9 protein-coding genes are annotated in these 16,520 nt (G+C 61.0%); 1 reads left to right on the top strand and 8 read right to left on the bottom strand.

The window, feature by feature from the left end:
• Positions 1–284 precede the first annotated feature (284 nt).
• Positions 285–2,057 carry a sugar-binding domain-containing protein gene (locus ABGT65_RS04640; RefSeq protein ID WP_346703053.1) on the top strand — a complete coding sequence of 591 codons (1,773 nt, stop codon included), beginning with the start codon at positions 285–287 and terminating at the stop codon, positions 2,055–2,057.
• A 77-nt stretch (positions 2,058–2,134) separates the two neighbouring features.
• Here ABGT65_RS04640 and ABGT65_RS04635 read toward each other — a convergent pair whose 3' ends face one another.
• From ABGT65_RS04635 to ABGT65_RS04600, 8 genes are all read right to left on the bottom strand, one after another.
• Positions 2,135–4,657: a glutaminase domain-containing protein gene (locus tag ABGT65_RS04635; protein ID WP_346700107.1), complete on the bottom strand. Its 2,523-nt coding sequence runs from the start codon at positions 4,655–4,657 to the stop codon at positions 2,135–2,137.
• A gap of 5 nt (positions 4,658–4,662) precedes the next feature.
• Positions 4,663–6,360, bottom strand: a complete 1,698-nt coding sequence (locus tag ABGT65_RS04630) for an arylsulfatase (protein ID WP_346700105.1) — start codon at positions 6,358–6,360, stop codon at positions 4,663–4,665.
• Entirely contained in the window at positions 6,357–8,360 is a 2,004-nt protein-coding gene (locus ABGT65_RS04625) for a glycoside hydrolase family 97 protein (RefSeq protein WP_346700103.1), read from the bottom strand. Before ABGT65_RS04625 ends, ABGT65_RS04630 begins: the two co-directional genes overlap by 4 nt.
• A 150-nt stretch (positions 8,361–8,510) precedes the next feature.
• Positions 8,511–10,268: a family 43 glycosylhydrolase gene (locus ABGT65_RS04620; protein ID WP_346700101.1), complete on the bottom strand. Its 1,758-nt coding sequence runs from the start codon at positions 10,266–10,268 to the stop codon at positions 8,511–8,513.
• Positions 10,261–12,588, bottom strand: a complete 2,328-nt coding sequence (locus ABGT65_RS04615) for a SusE domain-containing protein (RefSeq protein ID WP_346700099.1) — start codon at positions 12,586–12,588, stop codon at positions 10,261–10,263. Before ABGT65_RS04615 ends, ABGT65_RS04620 begins: the two co-directional genes overlap by 8 nt.
• A 59-nt stretch (positions 12,589–12,647) precedes the next feature.
• Complete coding sequence (locus tag ABGT65_RS04610; RefSeq protein ID WP_346700097.1) at positions 12,648–14,066, bottom strand: glycoside hydrolase family 125 protein; 1,419 nt, start codon at positions 14,064–14,066, stop codon at positions 12,648–12,650.
• Between the two features lie 8 nt (positions 14,067–14,074).
• A complete protein-coding gene (locus ABGT65_RS04605) occupies positions 14,075–15,250 on the bottom strand; it encodes a SusE domain-containing protein (RefSeq protein WP_346700095.1) in 1,176 nt (391 codons plus the stop codon).
• 13 nt (positions 15,251–15,263) lie between these two features.
• The gene (locus ABGT65_RS04600; RefSeq protein ID WP_346700093.1) at positions 15,264–16,520 is read right to left on the bottom strand and encodes a glycoside hydrolase family 76 protein; all 1,257 of its coding nucleotides are present in this window, start codon (positions 16,518–16,520) and stop codon (positions 15,264–15,266) included.

Here is a 16,520-nt window from a genome sequence, read left to right as displayed (position 1 = left end):
AACCTGCTTTTCGCCCCTTTCCGTGAATCAGTCACATTTCTCCGGTTGCGGGGATTGTTTTCTTTCGCCGGGACTTCGGCCGGAAGGGGCCAAAATCCTCGGAAAAAAGCAAAAAGTGCTATCTCTTGAGGGAAAATTTTTATCGTTTTTCGCGGTTTTGTTGTAAATTTGTACGAGAATAAACTATTCATCGAAATCTTAGAAACGACATGATTGACAAATTGATGCCCAATTTGAAGCGGGCCGTGCGCCTGCTTTTTCCCGCCGCCGCTCTGTTGTCGGCGATGCCGGGTCTGGCCCAGTGGCAGCCGGCCGGCGAACGGATCCGTACGGTATGGAGCGAACAGCTCGATCCAGAGCACGTATTGCCGGAATATCCGCGGCCGCAGCTGGTGCGCGGCGATTGGCAGAATCTGAACGGACTCTGGAACTACGCCATCCTGCCGTTGGGTGAGCAGCCTGCGGCGTGGGAGGGTGAGATTCTGGTTCCGTTTGCCGCGGAGTCGTCGCTCTCGGGCGTCGGACGCCGGGTGGGCGCCCGCCAGGAGTTGTGGTACGAACGCACGTTCGCGGTTTCGCCGAAATGGTCCGGGAAGCGGGTGCTGCTCCACTTCGGGGCCGTGGACTGGCGGGCCGACGTGTGGGTCAACGGCGTGAGCGTCGGGACGCATACGGGCGGCTTCACCCCCTTCGAATTCGACATCACCGAAGCGCTGAAAAAGGGTGACAACACGTTGCGGGTCCGGGTCTGGGATCCCACGGACGAAGGACCCCAGCCGCGCGGCAAGCAGGTCAACAACCCCGCGGGGATCTGGTATACGCCGGTGACGGGTATCTGGCAGACGGTGTGGCTCGAAGCGGTCCCGCAGCAGTATGTGCGCGGCGTGAAGACGACGCCCGACCTCGATCGGAAACTCTTCCGGGTCGAGACCGACCTTTGCGGGGCGCAGCCCGGTGACCGAGTGGTGGTCCGGCTCTTCGACGGGGAGACCGCGGTTGCCGAGACTGAGGCGCTGAGCGGCGCTCCGGCGGAACTCCACCTCCCGGAGCCGAAACTCTGGAGCCCCGATTCGCCGTTCCTTTACGATATGAGCATTGCGCTGGTGCGCAACGGCCGCACGCTGGACGAGGTTCGGAGCTATGCGGCGATGCGGAAGTTCTCGACGGGCCGCGACCGTTCGGGCGTCATGCGCCTGCTGCTCAACAACCGCCCGCTGTTCCAGTTCGGACCGCTGGACCAGGGCTGGTGGCCCGACGGGCTCTATACGGCACCGACGGACGAGGCGCTGGCCTTCGATGTGGTGAAGACCAAGGAGTTGGGCTATAACATGATCCGCAAGCACATCAAGGTGGAACCGGCCCGCTGGTACTGGCATTGTGACCGCCTGGGAATGATCGTCTGGCAGGACATGCCGAGCGGCGACCAGGCCGACCGAATGCCGCAGTGGCAGAGCAGGAATTACTTCACGGGAGAGGAGAAACATCGTTCGCCGCTTTCGGAGCAGTATTACCGCAAGGAGTGGCGGGAGATCATCGACTGCCTCTATTCGTTCCCCTCGATCGGTGTATGGGTGCCCTTCAACGAGGCGTGGGGACAGTTCAAGACCGTGGAGATCGCCGAGTGGACCAAGGCCTACGATCCTACGCGGCTGGTGAACCCGGCCAGCGGCGGCAACCACTACCTGACGGGCGATCTGCTCGACCTGCACAACTATCCGGCTCCGGAGCTCTACCTCTACGACCACAACCGGCCTACGGTGCTGGGCGAATACGGCGGTATCGGTCTGGTGCTGGAGGATCACCTGTGGGAGCCCGACCGGAACTGGGGCTACGTGCGTTTCGACTCCCCGAAGGCCGTGACCGACGAATACGAACGTTATGCGGAGATCCTTTCGAGACTCATTCCGAACGGCTTCTCGGCGGCGGTCTACACGCAGACGACCGACGTGGAGATTGAGGTCAACGGACTGATGACCTACGACCGCAAGGTGATGAAGGTGGAGCCCGAGCGGATCCGGGCGATCAACACGCGGATCTGCCATTCGCTCGACGAATAGGGAGACCTTTTTCTTTCCGTAAAACGGCGGTCCGGAATTTCTCCGGACCGCCGTCTGTTTTCGGGTGGAGGGGCCGCCTATCGGTCGAGTTTTCCTTCGAGCATCTTGATGAAGTATCCTCCGACGACGGAACGGGCCTGGAATCCCGCCTGTCGCGGGGTGTCGGTGTAGACCCAGTCGGACATCGGGACGCGGTCGGTGGTCTCGTTCATGAAGCGGTAGACGGGCTCGATGAACTGTTCGAATTCGCCGGGCGTGTCCGAGAGGGTGGCGGTCCACATGATCCAGTCGGTTTTGGTATAGGTCCGGCGGTTGTCGAGCGGGAGTCCGTAGGTGTTCTGCTTCGTGTGGTAGTAGGCGAGTTCGGTCCGGGCGATCTCGGGGTCGAAAATCTCCAGTCCGAGCAGTTTGTCCCAGACGAGGTTGTACTTCTGGCTCCAGGTTCCGGGCTTGTCGAACGTCAGGCGGTAGTGGTCGCCGTCGGCAGCCATCTCCTTCCATTTTGCGGCCATTTTGCGGGCCGTGGCGAACGACTCGTCGGCCAGGGCCTGGTCGCCGAGCATTTCGGCCAGCATTCCGTAGGAGGCGATGCCCATGATGGCCTTGATGGAGAGGTTCGTGTTGTGGGCGAAGTGGCCTGCGAAGTCGTCCGTGCAGAGCTGGTTGGCGGGGTCGAGCCCGTGTTCGAGCAGGTAGTCCTTCCAGACGGTCAACGTCTCCCAGTGCTTCCGGGCGTATTCGGCATTCCCCTCGACGGCGGCGATGGCGGCCGTCAGTACGAGCATGTTGCCGCTCTCTTCGACGGGCATGTCGCCGCCGTAGGTCTGTCCGTTGGCCAGGGGATAGGTCCCGACGTCGTGCGCGGCGAAGGGCTTGGTCCACTTGCCGCTCTCGCTGTAGTAGAAGATGTGGTTGAGCATCCCCTTCACAAGTTCGGGGTTGTAGAGCAGGAAGAGCGGGGCCGAGGGATAGGAGATGTCCACGGTTCCGATCGAACCGTTGGAGAAGTTCTCCTTGGAGAGCCACAGCAGCTCGCCCTGGGGCGACTCCACGAGTTTGTGGGCGGCGATGGCCTGCCGGTAGGCCAGGGCGCAGAGTTCGGCGTAGGAGCGGCCGCCGGCCTCTTCCGTGGCCTGCATCATCTCGCGGTCGAACGTCTCGCAACGGTCGAGCGTTGCGTTGTAGGTATCTGCGGCGGCCTTCAGCTCGCGGCGGATGTCGTTTTCGCCCGTGCGGTTCCAGTAGGGTCGGAGGTTCTCGCCGAAGTACTGGATCGAATAGAGGTCGTCGTATCCGAGCAGGACGTAGTCGCAGACAGCATCCGCACCGACCTTTCCGAGGTCATTGGCATAGGCCAGGGCGACGGGCTCCTTGAGCATGTTTTCGGTCCGGATGCTCTGCGCTCCTTCGGGAAGGGTTCCCGAGGCGGTGAAGGCCTCCTTCGAGTCGTAGTAGTCTGCCAGGGCGATTTTACCCTTGCCCGAAGGGGTTGCGAGGTAGAAGTATCCCCAGTCGATGCGGACGTTGTCGCCCTTTTTGCCGAGGATGTTCTGCTCGACGGTTCCCGTGCGCACGAAGTCGATGCCTTCCCCGCTTCCGGTTTCGGAGACGACGGGCTGGCTCAGGTCGTCGACGGCAAACTGCGGCGTGGCTTCGAGGTAGAGCTGTACGTCATGCTCGGCCTCATCGACGGCACGGACCTGCCAGGTGAGGTAGTTCACCGGCCGGGAGAGCAGGGCGAGGTCGTCCATCAGGAGCGGTGCGGTGAAGATCACCTCGACCTCGACCCCTCCGCAGAGGAACGTGTAGACGGTCCGGGTGGGGAGTACGCTGACGGACTTCTGCTCGGCGACCTGTCCGAAACCTTCGTAGGGGATCTTGCGGAAGAGCCCGAAATCGACGTAGGCGCCGCCTACGGTGTTGTGGCAGTGTGCGGCGATGGTGACCGTTCCGGGTTTGAGCGTGGCGGCGGCTTCGGCCGGGAGCGGTTTGCGGATATAGCTCTCCCAGGTGTTGCCGGTATTGGCGACCTCGACGCCGTTGACGTAGAGTTCGAAGACGTCGTCGTGCGAATATTCGAGGAGGAGATCCTCGGCCGAGAGATCGCGGTCGAGCTGGAAGGTGCGGCGCACCCAGATGTCGCGGTTGTCACCCTGCCATTCGGTCCCGATTTTGGGCATTTCGGGCGATCCGAAGGCTCCGGGGCCGGTTTGCCAGGCGGAGTCGTCGTAATCGGGCGAGGTCCAGGCTCCGGCGGGTTTGCGGTCGATGACGTAGCGTGCCGACCAGGGCTCCAGGGCGATGGTCGGGAGGATGGTTTCGAGTTTCGGGTTTTCGAGTCCGATGATCCGATAGGTGGTTCCGTCGACGCGGATTGCACCGGTCAGGGGCTGGTCCTTGCCGGTCCAGTGCCGGGTGGGCGATTCGTTGAGTCGGTCGGTGGCGGACCACACCGAGAAGTAGGGGTCCACGGTGACGAGCGGTACGGCGGAGGGCCGCACGGCGGTCGAAAGCGAGGTGTCGGTCTGCTCGATTGCATTTCCGCAGGCCGTCATGGTCGCCGCAGTGGCGATGAAAAGGAGTTTCCGGGTGATTTGCATGTCAGTTATTTGGTTTGATTGATCTTTTGTCCGGGATAGGGTTCTACCCGGCAGCGCCGGGCCCAGGCTTCGTAGGCCTTGACCAGTTCGGCAACCTTTTCAGGGTACTTGGCGGCGAGGTTGCGGCGTTCGCTGCGGTCGTTGTTCAGGTCATAGAGTTCCCACGGGGCGCGTTCGCCGGGTCGGACGATCTTCCAGCCGTCGGCCGAGAGATAGGCCCGTTCGTTGAAGTGCTCGAATCCGATACCTTCTCGGTGGCCCTCCCGATGCCCATTGCGCAGGACGGGCACCAGGCTCAGACCCTCCATCGGGATGATCTCATGTCCCTTGTAGCGTTCGGGATAGGTTGCACGAGCGAGTTCCACGCAGGTGGCCATAATATCCATGACGTGTCCTGTTTCGGCCGTCACGCTGCCCTTGAGCCGTCGGTCCATGCCCTTCGGCCAGCAGGCAATCATCGGGGTGCAGATGCCTCCTTCGTAGGATTTGGCTTTCCAGTAGCGGAACGGCGTGTTGGCGACATTGGCCCATTCGGCCCCCAGTGAGGCATAGGTGGTTTCGGGTCCCGGGAGGACCTCCTTCTGCCGGGGATAGACCATCTCGCGTCCGTCGCGCGTCCGATCCGGACGGTCGTTCTCGCCCGGCGGATAGTTTTGGCAGACTTCGCTGCTGCAGCCGTTGTCGGACAGGAAGAGGATCAGCGTGTTGTCGAATTGTCCGGTCTCTTCGAGGGCGCGGATCACCTGCCCGATTCCCTGATCCATACGGTCGACCATTGCCGCATGGACGGCCATGGCCCGGGCATCCCATTCAGCCGTGGGATTCTCTTCCCAACGGTCGTGGAACTGCCGTTCGGAGAGGAAATCCTGCTGGTCGCCGAAGAGCCCTGCCTGCCGTTGCCGTTCGTAGCGGGCTTCGCGGATCTTCTCCCAGCCTGCGGTATAGGTATCCTTGTATTTTTCGATATCTTCGGGCAGGGCGTGCAGCGGCCAGTGGGGTGCAGTGTAGGCCAGATACAGGAAGAAGGGTCTCTCCGAATCGGCATATTGCCGGATCTCCTGTTCGGCCCGGTCCGAAAGGGCCTGCGTGATGTAATAACCTTCGGGCACCTCGCGGATCGGGACCTCCCCCTCGACCAGGCTGAACGGGTCGAAATAGTCCACGACGCCATAAATGGTTCCGTAGTGGGAGTCGAAACCCCGGTTGACGGGGTAGTTGCACAGGTCGGAGAAGGTCTCATGGAAGACCTTGTGGTTGAGCCAGTCGCGCTGGTCGCTCCGGAGCGGAGTCTCGGCGACGTGCCATTTTCCGACCATCGAGGTCGAGTAGCCGGCATCGCGGAGCACCTCGGCGATCGTCACGGCGTTGCGCGAAAGGGTTCCGCGGTAACCGGGCAGATGGTCGTTGAAGGTCATGCGGCCGATTCCGGCCTGGTGCGGGTAGAGACCCGTGAGCAGCGAAGCCCGGGTCGGGCAACTGCGGCTTGTGTTGTAGAATCTCGTGAAACGGAGTCCTTCGCGGGCCAGTCGGTCGAGATTCGGGGTTTGTATTTCGCCGCCATAGCAGCCGAGGTCCGAATATCCGAGATCGTCACACAGGATCACCAGAATATTGGGACGTTTGTCGGCGGGACGTTTGGCGTCGGTGTGGGAGGCCCCGGCGGTCAGCAGGGCCGCCGGGATCATCATTCGGTTCAGTTTCATGCATTGGGTTTGTTGGTCGGCTCGAACGTGACGGCGCAGCCTCCGTCGGCGGCCATTTCGATCCGCAGCGAGTCGGCTGACGTAACCCGGCGCTCTTCGATGCGGTAGGCGGTCCGCAACGGGGAGTTCACGTCGTCGGCGTAGATGCGGGCCGTGTAGGTGACGCCGGGCTTGAGGAATCCGAGGGGCTGTTCCAGCGTGCGGGCTTCGGCGTTGGTCCCGGCCCCGAGGAAGAAACGCTCTCCGGCGCGTCGAGCCACGACGATATAGTCGCCGATCTCGCCCTGCAGGGCTTCGGACCAGTCGCAGTCGGCGTCGAAGTCGCGGAAGAACCGGAAGGCCGGATGCCCTTCGTAGTTCTCGATCAGGTCGGCGGCCATCTGCAGCGGCGAATAGATGATCACCCAGTTTGCGATCTGGCGGGCCAGGGTGGTCTTGATCGAGCAGTGGGTGTTGTCTCCGTTCCACTGGATGCGGCCCGGGTCGGCCTTGGCGCGGTCGTAGTAGATGTCGAAGATGCCGGGGGTATAGTCCATCGGCCCGCTCAGCAGCCGCACGAAGGGCAGCGTGCAGAGATACTCCGCGGAGTTGCCTTCGGACCAGGCGTTCCACTCCATGCCGCGGGCCCCTTCGCGGGTCATCATGTTGGGCCACGTGCGGCGGATGCCGGTCTCCTTGATCGGTTCGTGGACGTCGAGCATGATGCGGTACTTCGCGGCCAGCTCCACGACGCGCTGGTAGTGCTGCACGCCGTACTGCGAGTGGTGGGAGTATCCGCCCTTGAAACCTCCGGCGTAACCCGTCTTGAGGGTGTGGATGCCCAGTTCGGCGTAGCGCTGCATGGCCCGCTCCATGTGGGCCTCGTAGTCGGGGATGTTGCCGCCGGTTTCGTTGTGCATCCAGAGTTCGATGCCCTTTTCGGAGGCGTAGCGGGCGATACGCTCCAGGTCGAAGTCGGCATAGGGCTCCACGTAGTCGAACTGCTGGTTTCCGCCCCAGTCCTCCCAGCCGCGGTTCCAGCCCTCGAACAGCACGCCCTGAATGTCGTTCGCAGCAGCGAAGTCGATGTGTCGGATGGCGTTTTCTGTGGTGGCACCGTGGCGCGGGCCCATGGTCCAGACCTGCGTCCCGAGGTGCATTCCCCACCAGACTCCGACATATTTCTGGGGTCGGATCCACGAGGTGTCGGCGATCTTCGAGGGTTCGTTGAGGTTGAGGATCAGCGACGAGTTGATCAGTCCGACGGCCCGGTCTGCGATCTGCAGCGTGCGCCACGGCGTGGTGAACGATCCCGCGAGGCGGGCCTTCACGCCGTCGGGCAGCGGGGCCAGCTCGGCCTTGAATGCGAGTGAATCCTGCCGCAGCAGGTGCATTTCGGGATAGTCGTAGAGGGCCGCCTCATGGATCGAGCCGTAGAGGCCGCCGCAGCGGAATGTGAAGGGGGTGTTGGCGCGTTCGACGGCCGAGACGGGCTGCTCGCGGTAGGGGAGCTCGTAGGTGTCGTAATTCCCGTCGATGCTCCACGAGAGTCCGTTCTGCGCGAACCGGAAGGTGGTGTGTTCGTCGGTCAGCCTCAGCGAATCGGCCGGCGTGTCGTACTCGTAGCGGAATCCGATGCCGTCGTCGAAGGCCCGCACCCGCAGCACGAGCGTAACCCCTTCGCTGTTGCGCATTGTCACGGCCATCTCTTCGTGACGGTCGCGGATCACCTTGTTTTCGCCCCAGGGCTGCGTCCAGATTTCGTCACGCCGGTCGCGGGCCACGCCCGTGACGGCGAATCCCGAAGCGAGATTCAGGCCGTCGGCTTCGAGTCCGAGTTCCGATGCGGAGATCAGGGCTTTCCCGTCGACATCGACCTGCAGGGCGGGGACTCCGCCGTCATCGATCGAAACCGTGGTGCGGATTCTTCCGTCGGGCGAGGTGACCGAATTGTCGTTCGCGCAGGAGATCAGCGCTATTGCTGCAGCAGCCGCAGCAAGACAGAGGAGAAATTTTTTCATCGGGAAACAAGTTGGTGTTTGCGGTTTGGGCTTTTGCCGTTGGGTTCGTGGTACGACATCGGACAAGGCCCTCCCTCGCGGGGAGGGCCTCGCTCGATATCAGGACAAAGTTACATTTCGGGAGGTTTGTTCAGAGTCCGCCCGGAGTTCTCAGTGGAATACGGGCCGGTCGACCGAAGCCGAGGTGGGCTGCTGTCCGGGCGAGACGGGCCATCCGTCGACCCAGTTGATGCGGTCGAGCATCAGCGTGCGGTAATTCAGATCCTCCGTATAGGCGTGGTAGAGGATCCAGTCCTGCCCGTTGTCGTCGGTGATCAGGCGCGAGCAGTGTCCGGGCGACGAGAAGGTGTCGTTGCCCTGGAGGACGAGTTCGTCGTTGACCTGCATCATGTCGTTCCCGTCCTTGTCGACATAGGGTCCGAAGAGGCTCTGCGAGCGCCCGACGACCAGCCGATAGGTCCCGCCCTTGGAGTAGTCACCCGTGGAGACGATCAGGTAGTACCAGCCGTCGCGTTTCACGACGACGGTTGCTTCGTACTGACCTCCGGCCACTTCGCGGCGTTTCTGGGTCTCCTTGTTCTTGATGGCCAGGCCGTCTTCGGTGAGTTCGAGGACGCTGATGTTCCGGAAGCTGCCCCAGAAGAGGTAGTTGCGTCCGTCCTCCTGGTAGAGGTAGGCATCGATGGAGATGTCTACGCCCTGCTCGTCGCTGTCGATGAGCTTGCCGTAATCCACGAACGGGCCCGTGGGCGAGTCGGCGACGGCGACCCCGATGGCGTGTTTGTACTTGTCACCCGGCTGGGAGTAGTAGCATACGTACTTGTCGCCGATGCGGTTGATCGAGGGGGCCCAGATTCCGGCATTCCCGTTGGTGATCTGGGGATGGTTCTGGTCGGTGAACATCGCCCCGACGCGCGTCCACGTCATCAGGTCGGACGACCGCATGATCGGGACGTTCCTCATCCTGGCATCGCTGCGGTCGTGCTCCGTGGCGTAGAGGTAGAAGTAGCCGTCGTCGGCGCGGATCACGTCGGGATCGGGCAGCGAGAACTTCGTGAAGATCGAATTCCGGTAGGCGACGGGCAGCGTCGTTATGGTCAGCGTGTTCGTTGCCGATGCCATCCAGGTGTTGTCCTCAACCTGGCTGCGCACGCTCCATACGAGCGGCAGGGTCTGCGAGCCCTCCTCGGCATGGTCGTCGAAGAGCGCCTGTACCTGCTCCTTCGTAAGCGAGATTTCGGTCTCTTCCCCGGCGTCGAACGTAGCCAGCGGGGCCGAGAAATCCCCGTCCTGCCGGTCGATCAACAGGGTGTACGTGGGGGTCTTCTGCCCGTTGCTGCGGGCTGCCGACCAACTGAAGCGGAGCGATTCGCCGAGCAGTACCAGATCGGCCCGTTCGCCATCCTCGGGGGTGAAGAGCGCCTCGACGATGTAGGGCTCCACGGTGTTGGTCACCGTCAGCGAGCGCCGGGCCGTGCCTGCGTAGCTTTGCTCTCCGGCGACGGTCTTCACGCTCCAGACGAGCGAGGCCGTCCCGTTCTGCTGCGTAGCGTCGTAGACGTTTTTCAGCTCCTGATAGGAGAGGGTCAGTTCCGTGGTCCGGTTGTCGTCGGTGCGGAATGCGGCGGCCGGATCGGAGAAGTCGCCGCCCTTGCGGTCGAAGACCAGTTCGTAGGCGTCGAACGAGCCTTGTGCGGCCTCCCACCAGAAGGTGAGCGAATTCAGCGCGTCGAGGTTGACCGCAAGGCCCTCCTTGGGGGCGGTCAGCGTCGAGACGACGGGGTTGTTCCCGCCCGTCGGCCCGCCCGTCGACCCGTCCGGGCCAGTCGGATCGGAGTCCGACTGGCCGCAGGCCGACAGCATTCCGACGCAAAGCAGTGCGAAGGTGCTGATCATCACGTTATTCATGAGCATTGGTGAATTCATGGGTATAGTGGTCCATCTCGACATTCATGTAGAGACGGAGATCGGCGTACCAGCGATCGAGGTCATTCCCGTCGCACAATTCGTTGGAATACTTGAAGGCGGTCGCCCACTGGTCTCCTACGCCCGGCTGCACGTAGCGGTAGCTTGCCGCCGTGGAGGCATTGGGACGTTCTCCGTTGCTGTCCATGCGCCCGTAGTACTGTTGTTCGCCATCGATGATAAACTTGAACTTGTAGCGCTCGTCAAAGCCCCAGTCGGTTTTCTGGAGTTTGATGTTCAGGTCGTCGATCACCCATACGCCTTTGCCTTCGTAGGTCATTTCGGTCTCCTCGGAGGTCCAGCAGAAGAAGTGGGACACCTTGTCTATTGAGGCTATGTAGGCATTGCCCGTAGCGATATTGAACCGGATGCGGTAGATGCCGGTTTCGGCGATGGGAGCCTCGGCTTCGTCGGTCGATTCGATCTGCTTGACCTGTGTACCCTCTGCCGAGAGGGTGTAGAGGGCATCGCTGAACTGCGAGCGGAAGTAGAACTTGCTGTTGCCCTCGATCTTGGTGAAGATTTCGTATTTGTAGTCTTCGTCTTTGAAGGCATCGGCCTCACCTCCGGCGTTGTCGATTCCCGGGTTGTAGTAGCTGCCTGAAATGTAGGCCATCTGCTGCCCGGCTTCGGTACCCTGGCCGTCGATGTAGAGCGGGTCTCCGTCGGTGAAGTCCGTCAGTTCGACGGGGTTGACGAATTCATGGGTATAGTGTCCCTTGTCGTCGTTCATGTAGAGCCGCAGGTCGGCAGCCCAGTGGTTCCAGTCGTTGGGGTCGCACAACTGGTCGGAGTACTTGAAGGCGGGATCCCACTGGTTGACCAGGCTCGGCTGCAGATACCAGTAGCTGTCGGGTACCGACGGATATTTCTCGCTGTGGGGGCGTTCTCCGTTGTTCTCCATGCGACCGTAGGGCTGGTCCACGCCGTTGATGACGAAATTGAACTTGTAGCGTTCGTCGGAGCCGCCCCCTCTGTCGATATTGATTACCATCTTGTTGACCACCCAGATGCCTTTCCCTTCGTAGGAGAGTTCGGTTTTCTGCGAAGTCCAGCAGAAGACATGCTCGACGCGGGTTACTTCGGCGACGTAGGCCGATCCCGTGGCGATGTTGAAGCGGATGCGGTAGATGCCGGTTTCGGCGATGGGAGCCTGGGCCTGGTCCTCGGTTTCAATGGCCTGGACCTGGGTCCCGTCGGCGCTGAGCGTGTAGATCGTATTGCTGGGCTGCGAGCGGAAAAGGAACTTGCTGCCGCCCTTGATCCGGGTGAAGATTTCGTATTTGTAGTCCTGGTCCTTGAAGGCGTCGACCTCTCCGGCCTGACCGATTGCCAGGTTGTAGGAATCCGCCGTGATATAGGACATCTTTTGTCCGGCCTCGGTACCCTCGCCTTCGATGTAGAGCGGGTCGCCGTCGGCGAATTCCGGGAGTTTTACCTGCGGGATGATCGAGAAGGTCCGGATCTCCTCGGAGATCTTCACGTTCTGGTCGATTTTGGCGTAGACGGCCCATTGCAGGTAATAGGGATCCTCGGTGGCTGCGGCCTCCGAAGCGTTGTAGAGTTCGGCGAGCTGCTCCTGGGTTACGGTGGCCTGTGTGGCGGCTGCGGCCTCGGCCGTGGGGTTCACGTCGATGCTCAGCAGCGGCTCCGAGAAGTCCGCATCGGCCTGATCGATGACCAGCGTGTAGGAGATCTGCTTCTCATCCCCGAGCCATACGGGTTCCGACCACGAGAAGTCGACATCCTCGGTGAGCTCCTTCAGGTTGAGAACCGCATCATTTTCGGGTGCGATGAGGGTCTCGACGACAACCTCCGCACGGGTCGTAAGCGTCAGGGTGCGGGTTTCGTTCGAGGGTGTGCGTCCGGTATCCGTGATGGTGTAGACTCTCCAGTCGAGGACGGCCGTCTCACCGGCCTCGTCGACATTTTCGTCGAAGAGGGCCTGGATCTCCTCCAGTTGCAGCGTGTAGCTGTTCTCTGTGGTTTCGAAGCTCGCCACGGGAGCCGAGAAGCTGCCTCCGTTCTTGTCGAAAGCGAGTTCGTAGGTTACGTCTCCTGTTGCCGGCTGCCATTCGAAGCGCAGACCCTCGAATTCGTCGGGATCCAGCAGCAGCATACTGACGCTCAAGCCGTTTTTCGGCGTTTCCAGCTTTTGAACGTTGGCCGGACCTCCGTTGCCTGAATCCGTATCGTCCGACGAGCAGGAAGCGAGCATCGCAGAGGCTGCAAACAGATATAACAGTTTTTTGTAAAGTCTCATAGACAGGGTTTGTTGATAGGTTGTTTTTCAGAATCTCGGTTTTTGCGGCTCGGGGGCTGCTATTCCACGGTGATGGAGTTGAGCAGGTCGAGTTTTCCGTCGTGGATGAGTTTGAGGATCAACTCGCCGAAGAGGGTGTTCTGCCAGGCGAACCAGGCGCGGGTAAACTTCTGCGGGTTGTCCTTGTGGAAGGACTCGTGCATGAATCCGGTCCCGGCATCGGTGGTCATGAGCATCTCGATGCAGGTCTTGATTTCGGCATCGTCGGTCGACGTGAAGGCCTTCATCATGATGCTCATGGGCCAGACCATGTCGTAGCCGATGTGCGGGCCGCCGATTCCCTCCCCGGCGGTTCCGCGGAAGAAGTAGGGGTTTGCCTCGCTCCAGACGAAGCGGCGGGTATTTTCATAAATGGGGTCCGTGCGCTCGACATCGCCTAAGTAGGGCATGGCCAGCAGGCTCGGGACGTTGGCGTCGTCCATCAGGAACCGGTTTCCGAAGCCGTCGACCTCGAAGGCGTAGATCTTGCCGAACTCCGGGTGCTCGACGACGGCGTACTTTTTCAGGGCCGCCTCCACCTCGTCGGCCAGTGCAAGACACTCCTTGGCGAGGGCCTTTTCGCCGTTGACCTTGCGGAGGATCTCCGCGGCCTTGCGCAGCGAGCTCACGGCGAAGAAGTTCGACGGGACGAGGAAGTCGAAGGTCGTGGCGTCGTCCGAGGGCCGGAACGAGGAGACGATCAGCCCCACGGGGTTGACCGGATTGCCCCACCCGTCGCAGCACTTGGTATCCAGCTGGCGGTCGGTGGTCCGACGGAAGTAGTAGGGACCGGGATTCTCCTTGCGCTGCTGGGTGCGGAACGTCGTGAGGATGTTCCGCACGGCCTTGACCCAGATCTCTCCGAAGACGGATTCATCGCCCGTTGTTTTCCAGTAGTGGTAGGCCAGCCGGATGGGATAGCAGTGGGAGTCGATCTCCCACTTGCGCTCGTGTACTTCGGGGAGGATCGGCGTTCCGGTCTGGTCCGACTCCCAGTGGCTTCCCGTCGCCCCGTCGTTGAAGGCGTTGGCGTAGGGGTCCGTGTTGATGAGCTTGAACTGCCGGACGATGACCCCCGCAATCATGTTGCGGAGGTGTTCGTCGCGGGGTGTCAGCTGCACGTAGGGCCAGACCTGGGCGCCGGAGTCGCGGAGCCACATGGCATGGATGTCGCCCGTATAGACGAACGTGTCGTAGAGACCGTCCTCGCCCTTGTCCTTGAAATGGACGGTGGTGTCGAGCGTGTTCGGGAAGCAGTTGCCGAACATCCAGGCCAGTTTTGCATTGGTAAGCATCCCCTGGACCTCGGCAATGGTCTGCTCGACGGCCTCGGAGACGAACAGCCGGTCCTGCGGCGCGGGACGCTGCGACTCATGGTTCTGAGCCGCGAGCACTCCGACGCCCAGCAGGGCGGAAAGGGATAACAGCAATCTCTTCATCGCATCGCTTATTTGTCACGGAACGAGCGTTCGTGGTAGTAATCGGTATTGTCCGTGTTGTTCATGTGCACGCGGAACGTGGCGAGTTGGTCGATACCCTCTTTGTCCTCTTTGGTCTTCCAGGTGTGATCCCACTCGCCGAGCGTGCCGTGCGTGAAGCGGTAGATGTTGTAGAACTTGGGATCGGCCTCGGGGGTTGCGTTGTTGCGGCAGTCGTCGTCCCAGAACGACCAGCGCTCGACGCTTCCGTCGTCGTAGGTTGCGAGGAAGTAGTAGCGGGTGTCCGTTGCGCTGCCGTTGGTGACTACCCAGGCGTAGTCGACAATCTCCCAGACGCCGTTGCCCGCATAGGTCATCTCCTCCTGGCTTGCAGATCCGAACCAGGGGTGGTTCCAGAACTCGACCTTTTCGATGCGCTTCATCGACCACTCCATCGTGTTGAAGTTGATGTAAATCCAGTAGATTCCTTCGGCTGGAGCGCTGTTTTCGGTCGCTTCGGTGTAGGTGCAGCGGAGGGTTCCATCCTCTTCGAGTGCATAGTAACGGTCGAGGTTGTCCGTGACGTAGAAGCTGCCGGCGGAGAGCTTTGTGAAGCACTCCATGGCCCCCTCTTCGCGATCGGCGATGTGCTGGCCTTTGGTTGTTCCGACCGGGAGGGCGGCATTGAATTTGATTTCACCCTGATTTTCCGATGCGGAACCCTGAAGCGACAAGGTTGTCGGCAGCGGGTCGACCGTATTGGGGAGTGTGACCAGAATCGTCTGGGCGTTCTGGGCATCGACATACTGGTTGAGCCCCTGAATCGTGCGAACGGTCCATTTTACGGAAGTGGTCTGTCCGGGCAGCCCGCCGCACAGCGATACGATGGTCGAGAGCGTGGTGGTTTCGAGTTCGAGCGAGGGTTCGAAGCCGTTGGAATCACTCGTGGCCACATAGGCCGGATTGGAGAAGTCCCCCTCTTCGGAGTCGAAAAGAACCTGATAGACGACGCTCCCGGCCGATGAACTCTCCCATTCGAAGATGACGGAGAGTCCGGTCGTGATGTCGATTGCGTATTGGTCTTTGGGGAAGTACAACTGGGGTGCGGAGAGTTCGGCAGCACCGTTGTCCTTCTCGTCGGAATCGCAGGCCGCAGCGGTAGCGGCGAGCACGGCAGTCAGGAATAGATACAATATGCGTTTCATGGTTCAAATCGGTTTATTGGTTCCTTTCAATGATCCACATGGATTCGATGGCCTGCGCGGCGCTCGTATAGGCACCGAGCGATCCTCCGGTCCCGGGTTCGCGGGCTTCGGTGCACTTGACGCCGAAGTAGGAGTCCTCCCAACCCAGCGCGGATTTGTCGATTCCGATGGTCCAGTAGTAGGAAGCGTGGCGCAGCACGTAGCGGGTCAGCTCCTGCCGGATGGTGGGATCCACGGCGTCTATATCCTTGTCGATGGCCATGCGTGCGGCCCAGTGGAAGAGTACGGCGTGGAAGATCGAGTTGTTCTCGTCGGTTCCTTCGTCGCGCATGATCTTTTCGCCTTCGTAGGTTTCGTTCATCGACGAGGCGGTCATTTGTCCGCGGGCTGCGGAGATGGCCTTTTTGATGTATCCTTCATTTCCGGTGAGTTTCCAGAGCAGGCGTCCGGCCTCCATGCAGGTTCCCTGGGTGTAGCTCAGAGGGGGATTGTCGAGCGTTCCGTCGTCATTCATGGCATGGATGTTCTGGTCGAAACAGGTCTGCGACTCTTCGAGATAGCGGTTGTACTCCTCGCTGTTCCCGGCCTCCTTGGCGTACTGGGCCAGCATGGCCGAGGCGATGGCACCGGGGCCGTTCGTACAGCTGTTTGCCCCCAGGCTGGTCATTTTCCAGGGCAGCCAGCCGTATTCGTTCAGCGCGAAGCGGGGCCTTACGCACTCGTCCCAGGTCTGCTTGGCGGCGTTGTAGTAGGTCTCATCCCCCGTTGCGTCGTACATCTGCAGCAGGGCGATGGTGATCCAGAGCGTATCGTCCGTGAAGTCGTTTCCGAATCCCGAAGATCCGCGCCACGAGGTGTTTCCCTCGTAGTTGTTGCCGCGCTTGTCATACCAGCGTTTGAAGTAGCTGCGGATGAGAGCGGCCTGGTCGGGGTCCGTGAGTTTGATACGGTTGTAGTAGTCGACCATCGCGGCCATGGCGTGCGCCTGCTGCCAGTAGCAGTTTCCGTTGTTGTTCTGGTTGTTGTATTCGCTGTAGGAGAATACGCCGTCGGCGCCGTTTCGGTTCGAGCTGCAGTAGAAGCGCTCGATGAATGCCGTCGATACGGAATCGGCGGCATCGGCCCAGTCGATTTCGTAATTGGCGTAGGTATTTGCCTTTTGTTCGGTCTTCGGATTGGTGATCGACATGTAGTCCTCTTCACAGCCCGCGGGGATGAGGGCGAGCATGGAGAATACGAACAGAGTTCCCATGGATTTATAGAGTTTCAT

The sequence above is a fragment of the uncultured Alistipes sp. genome (assembly GCF_963931675.1).
In the GTDB taxonomy this organism is placed as follows: Bacteria; Bacteroidota; Bacteroidia; order Bacteroidales; family Rikenellaceae; genus Alistipes.
The sequence above is the reverse complement of the archived record's forward strand: the minus strand, read 5'-3'. Positions and strand labels throughout refer to the sequence as shown.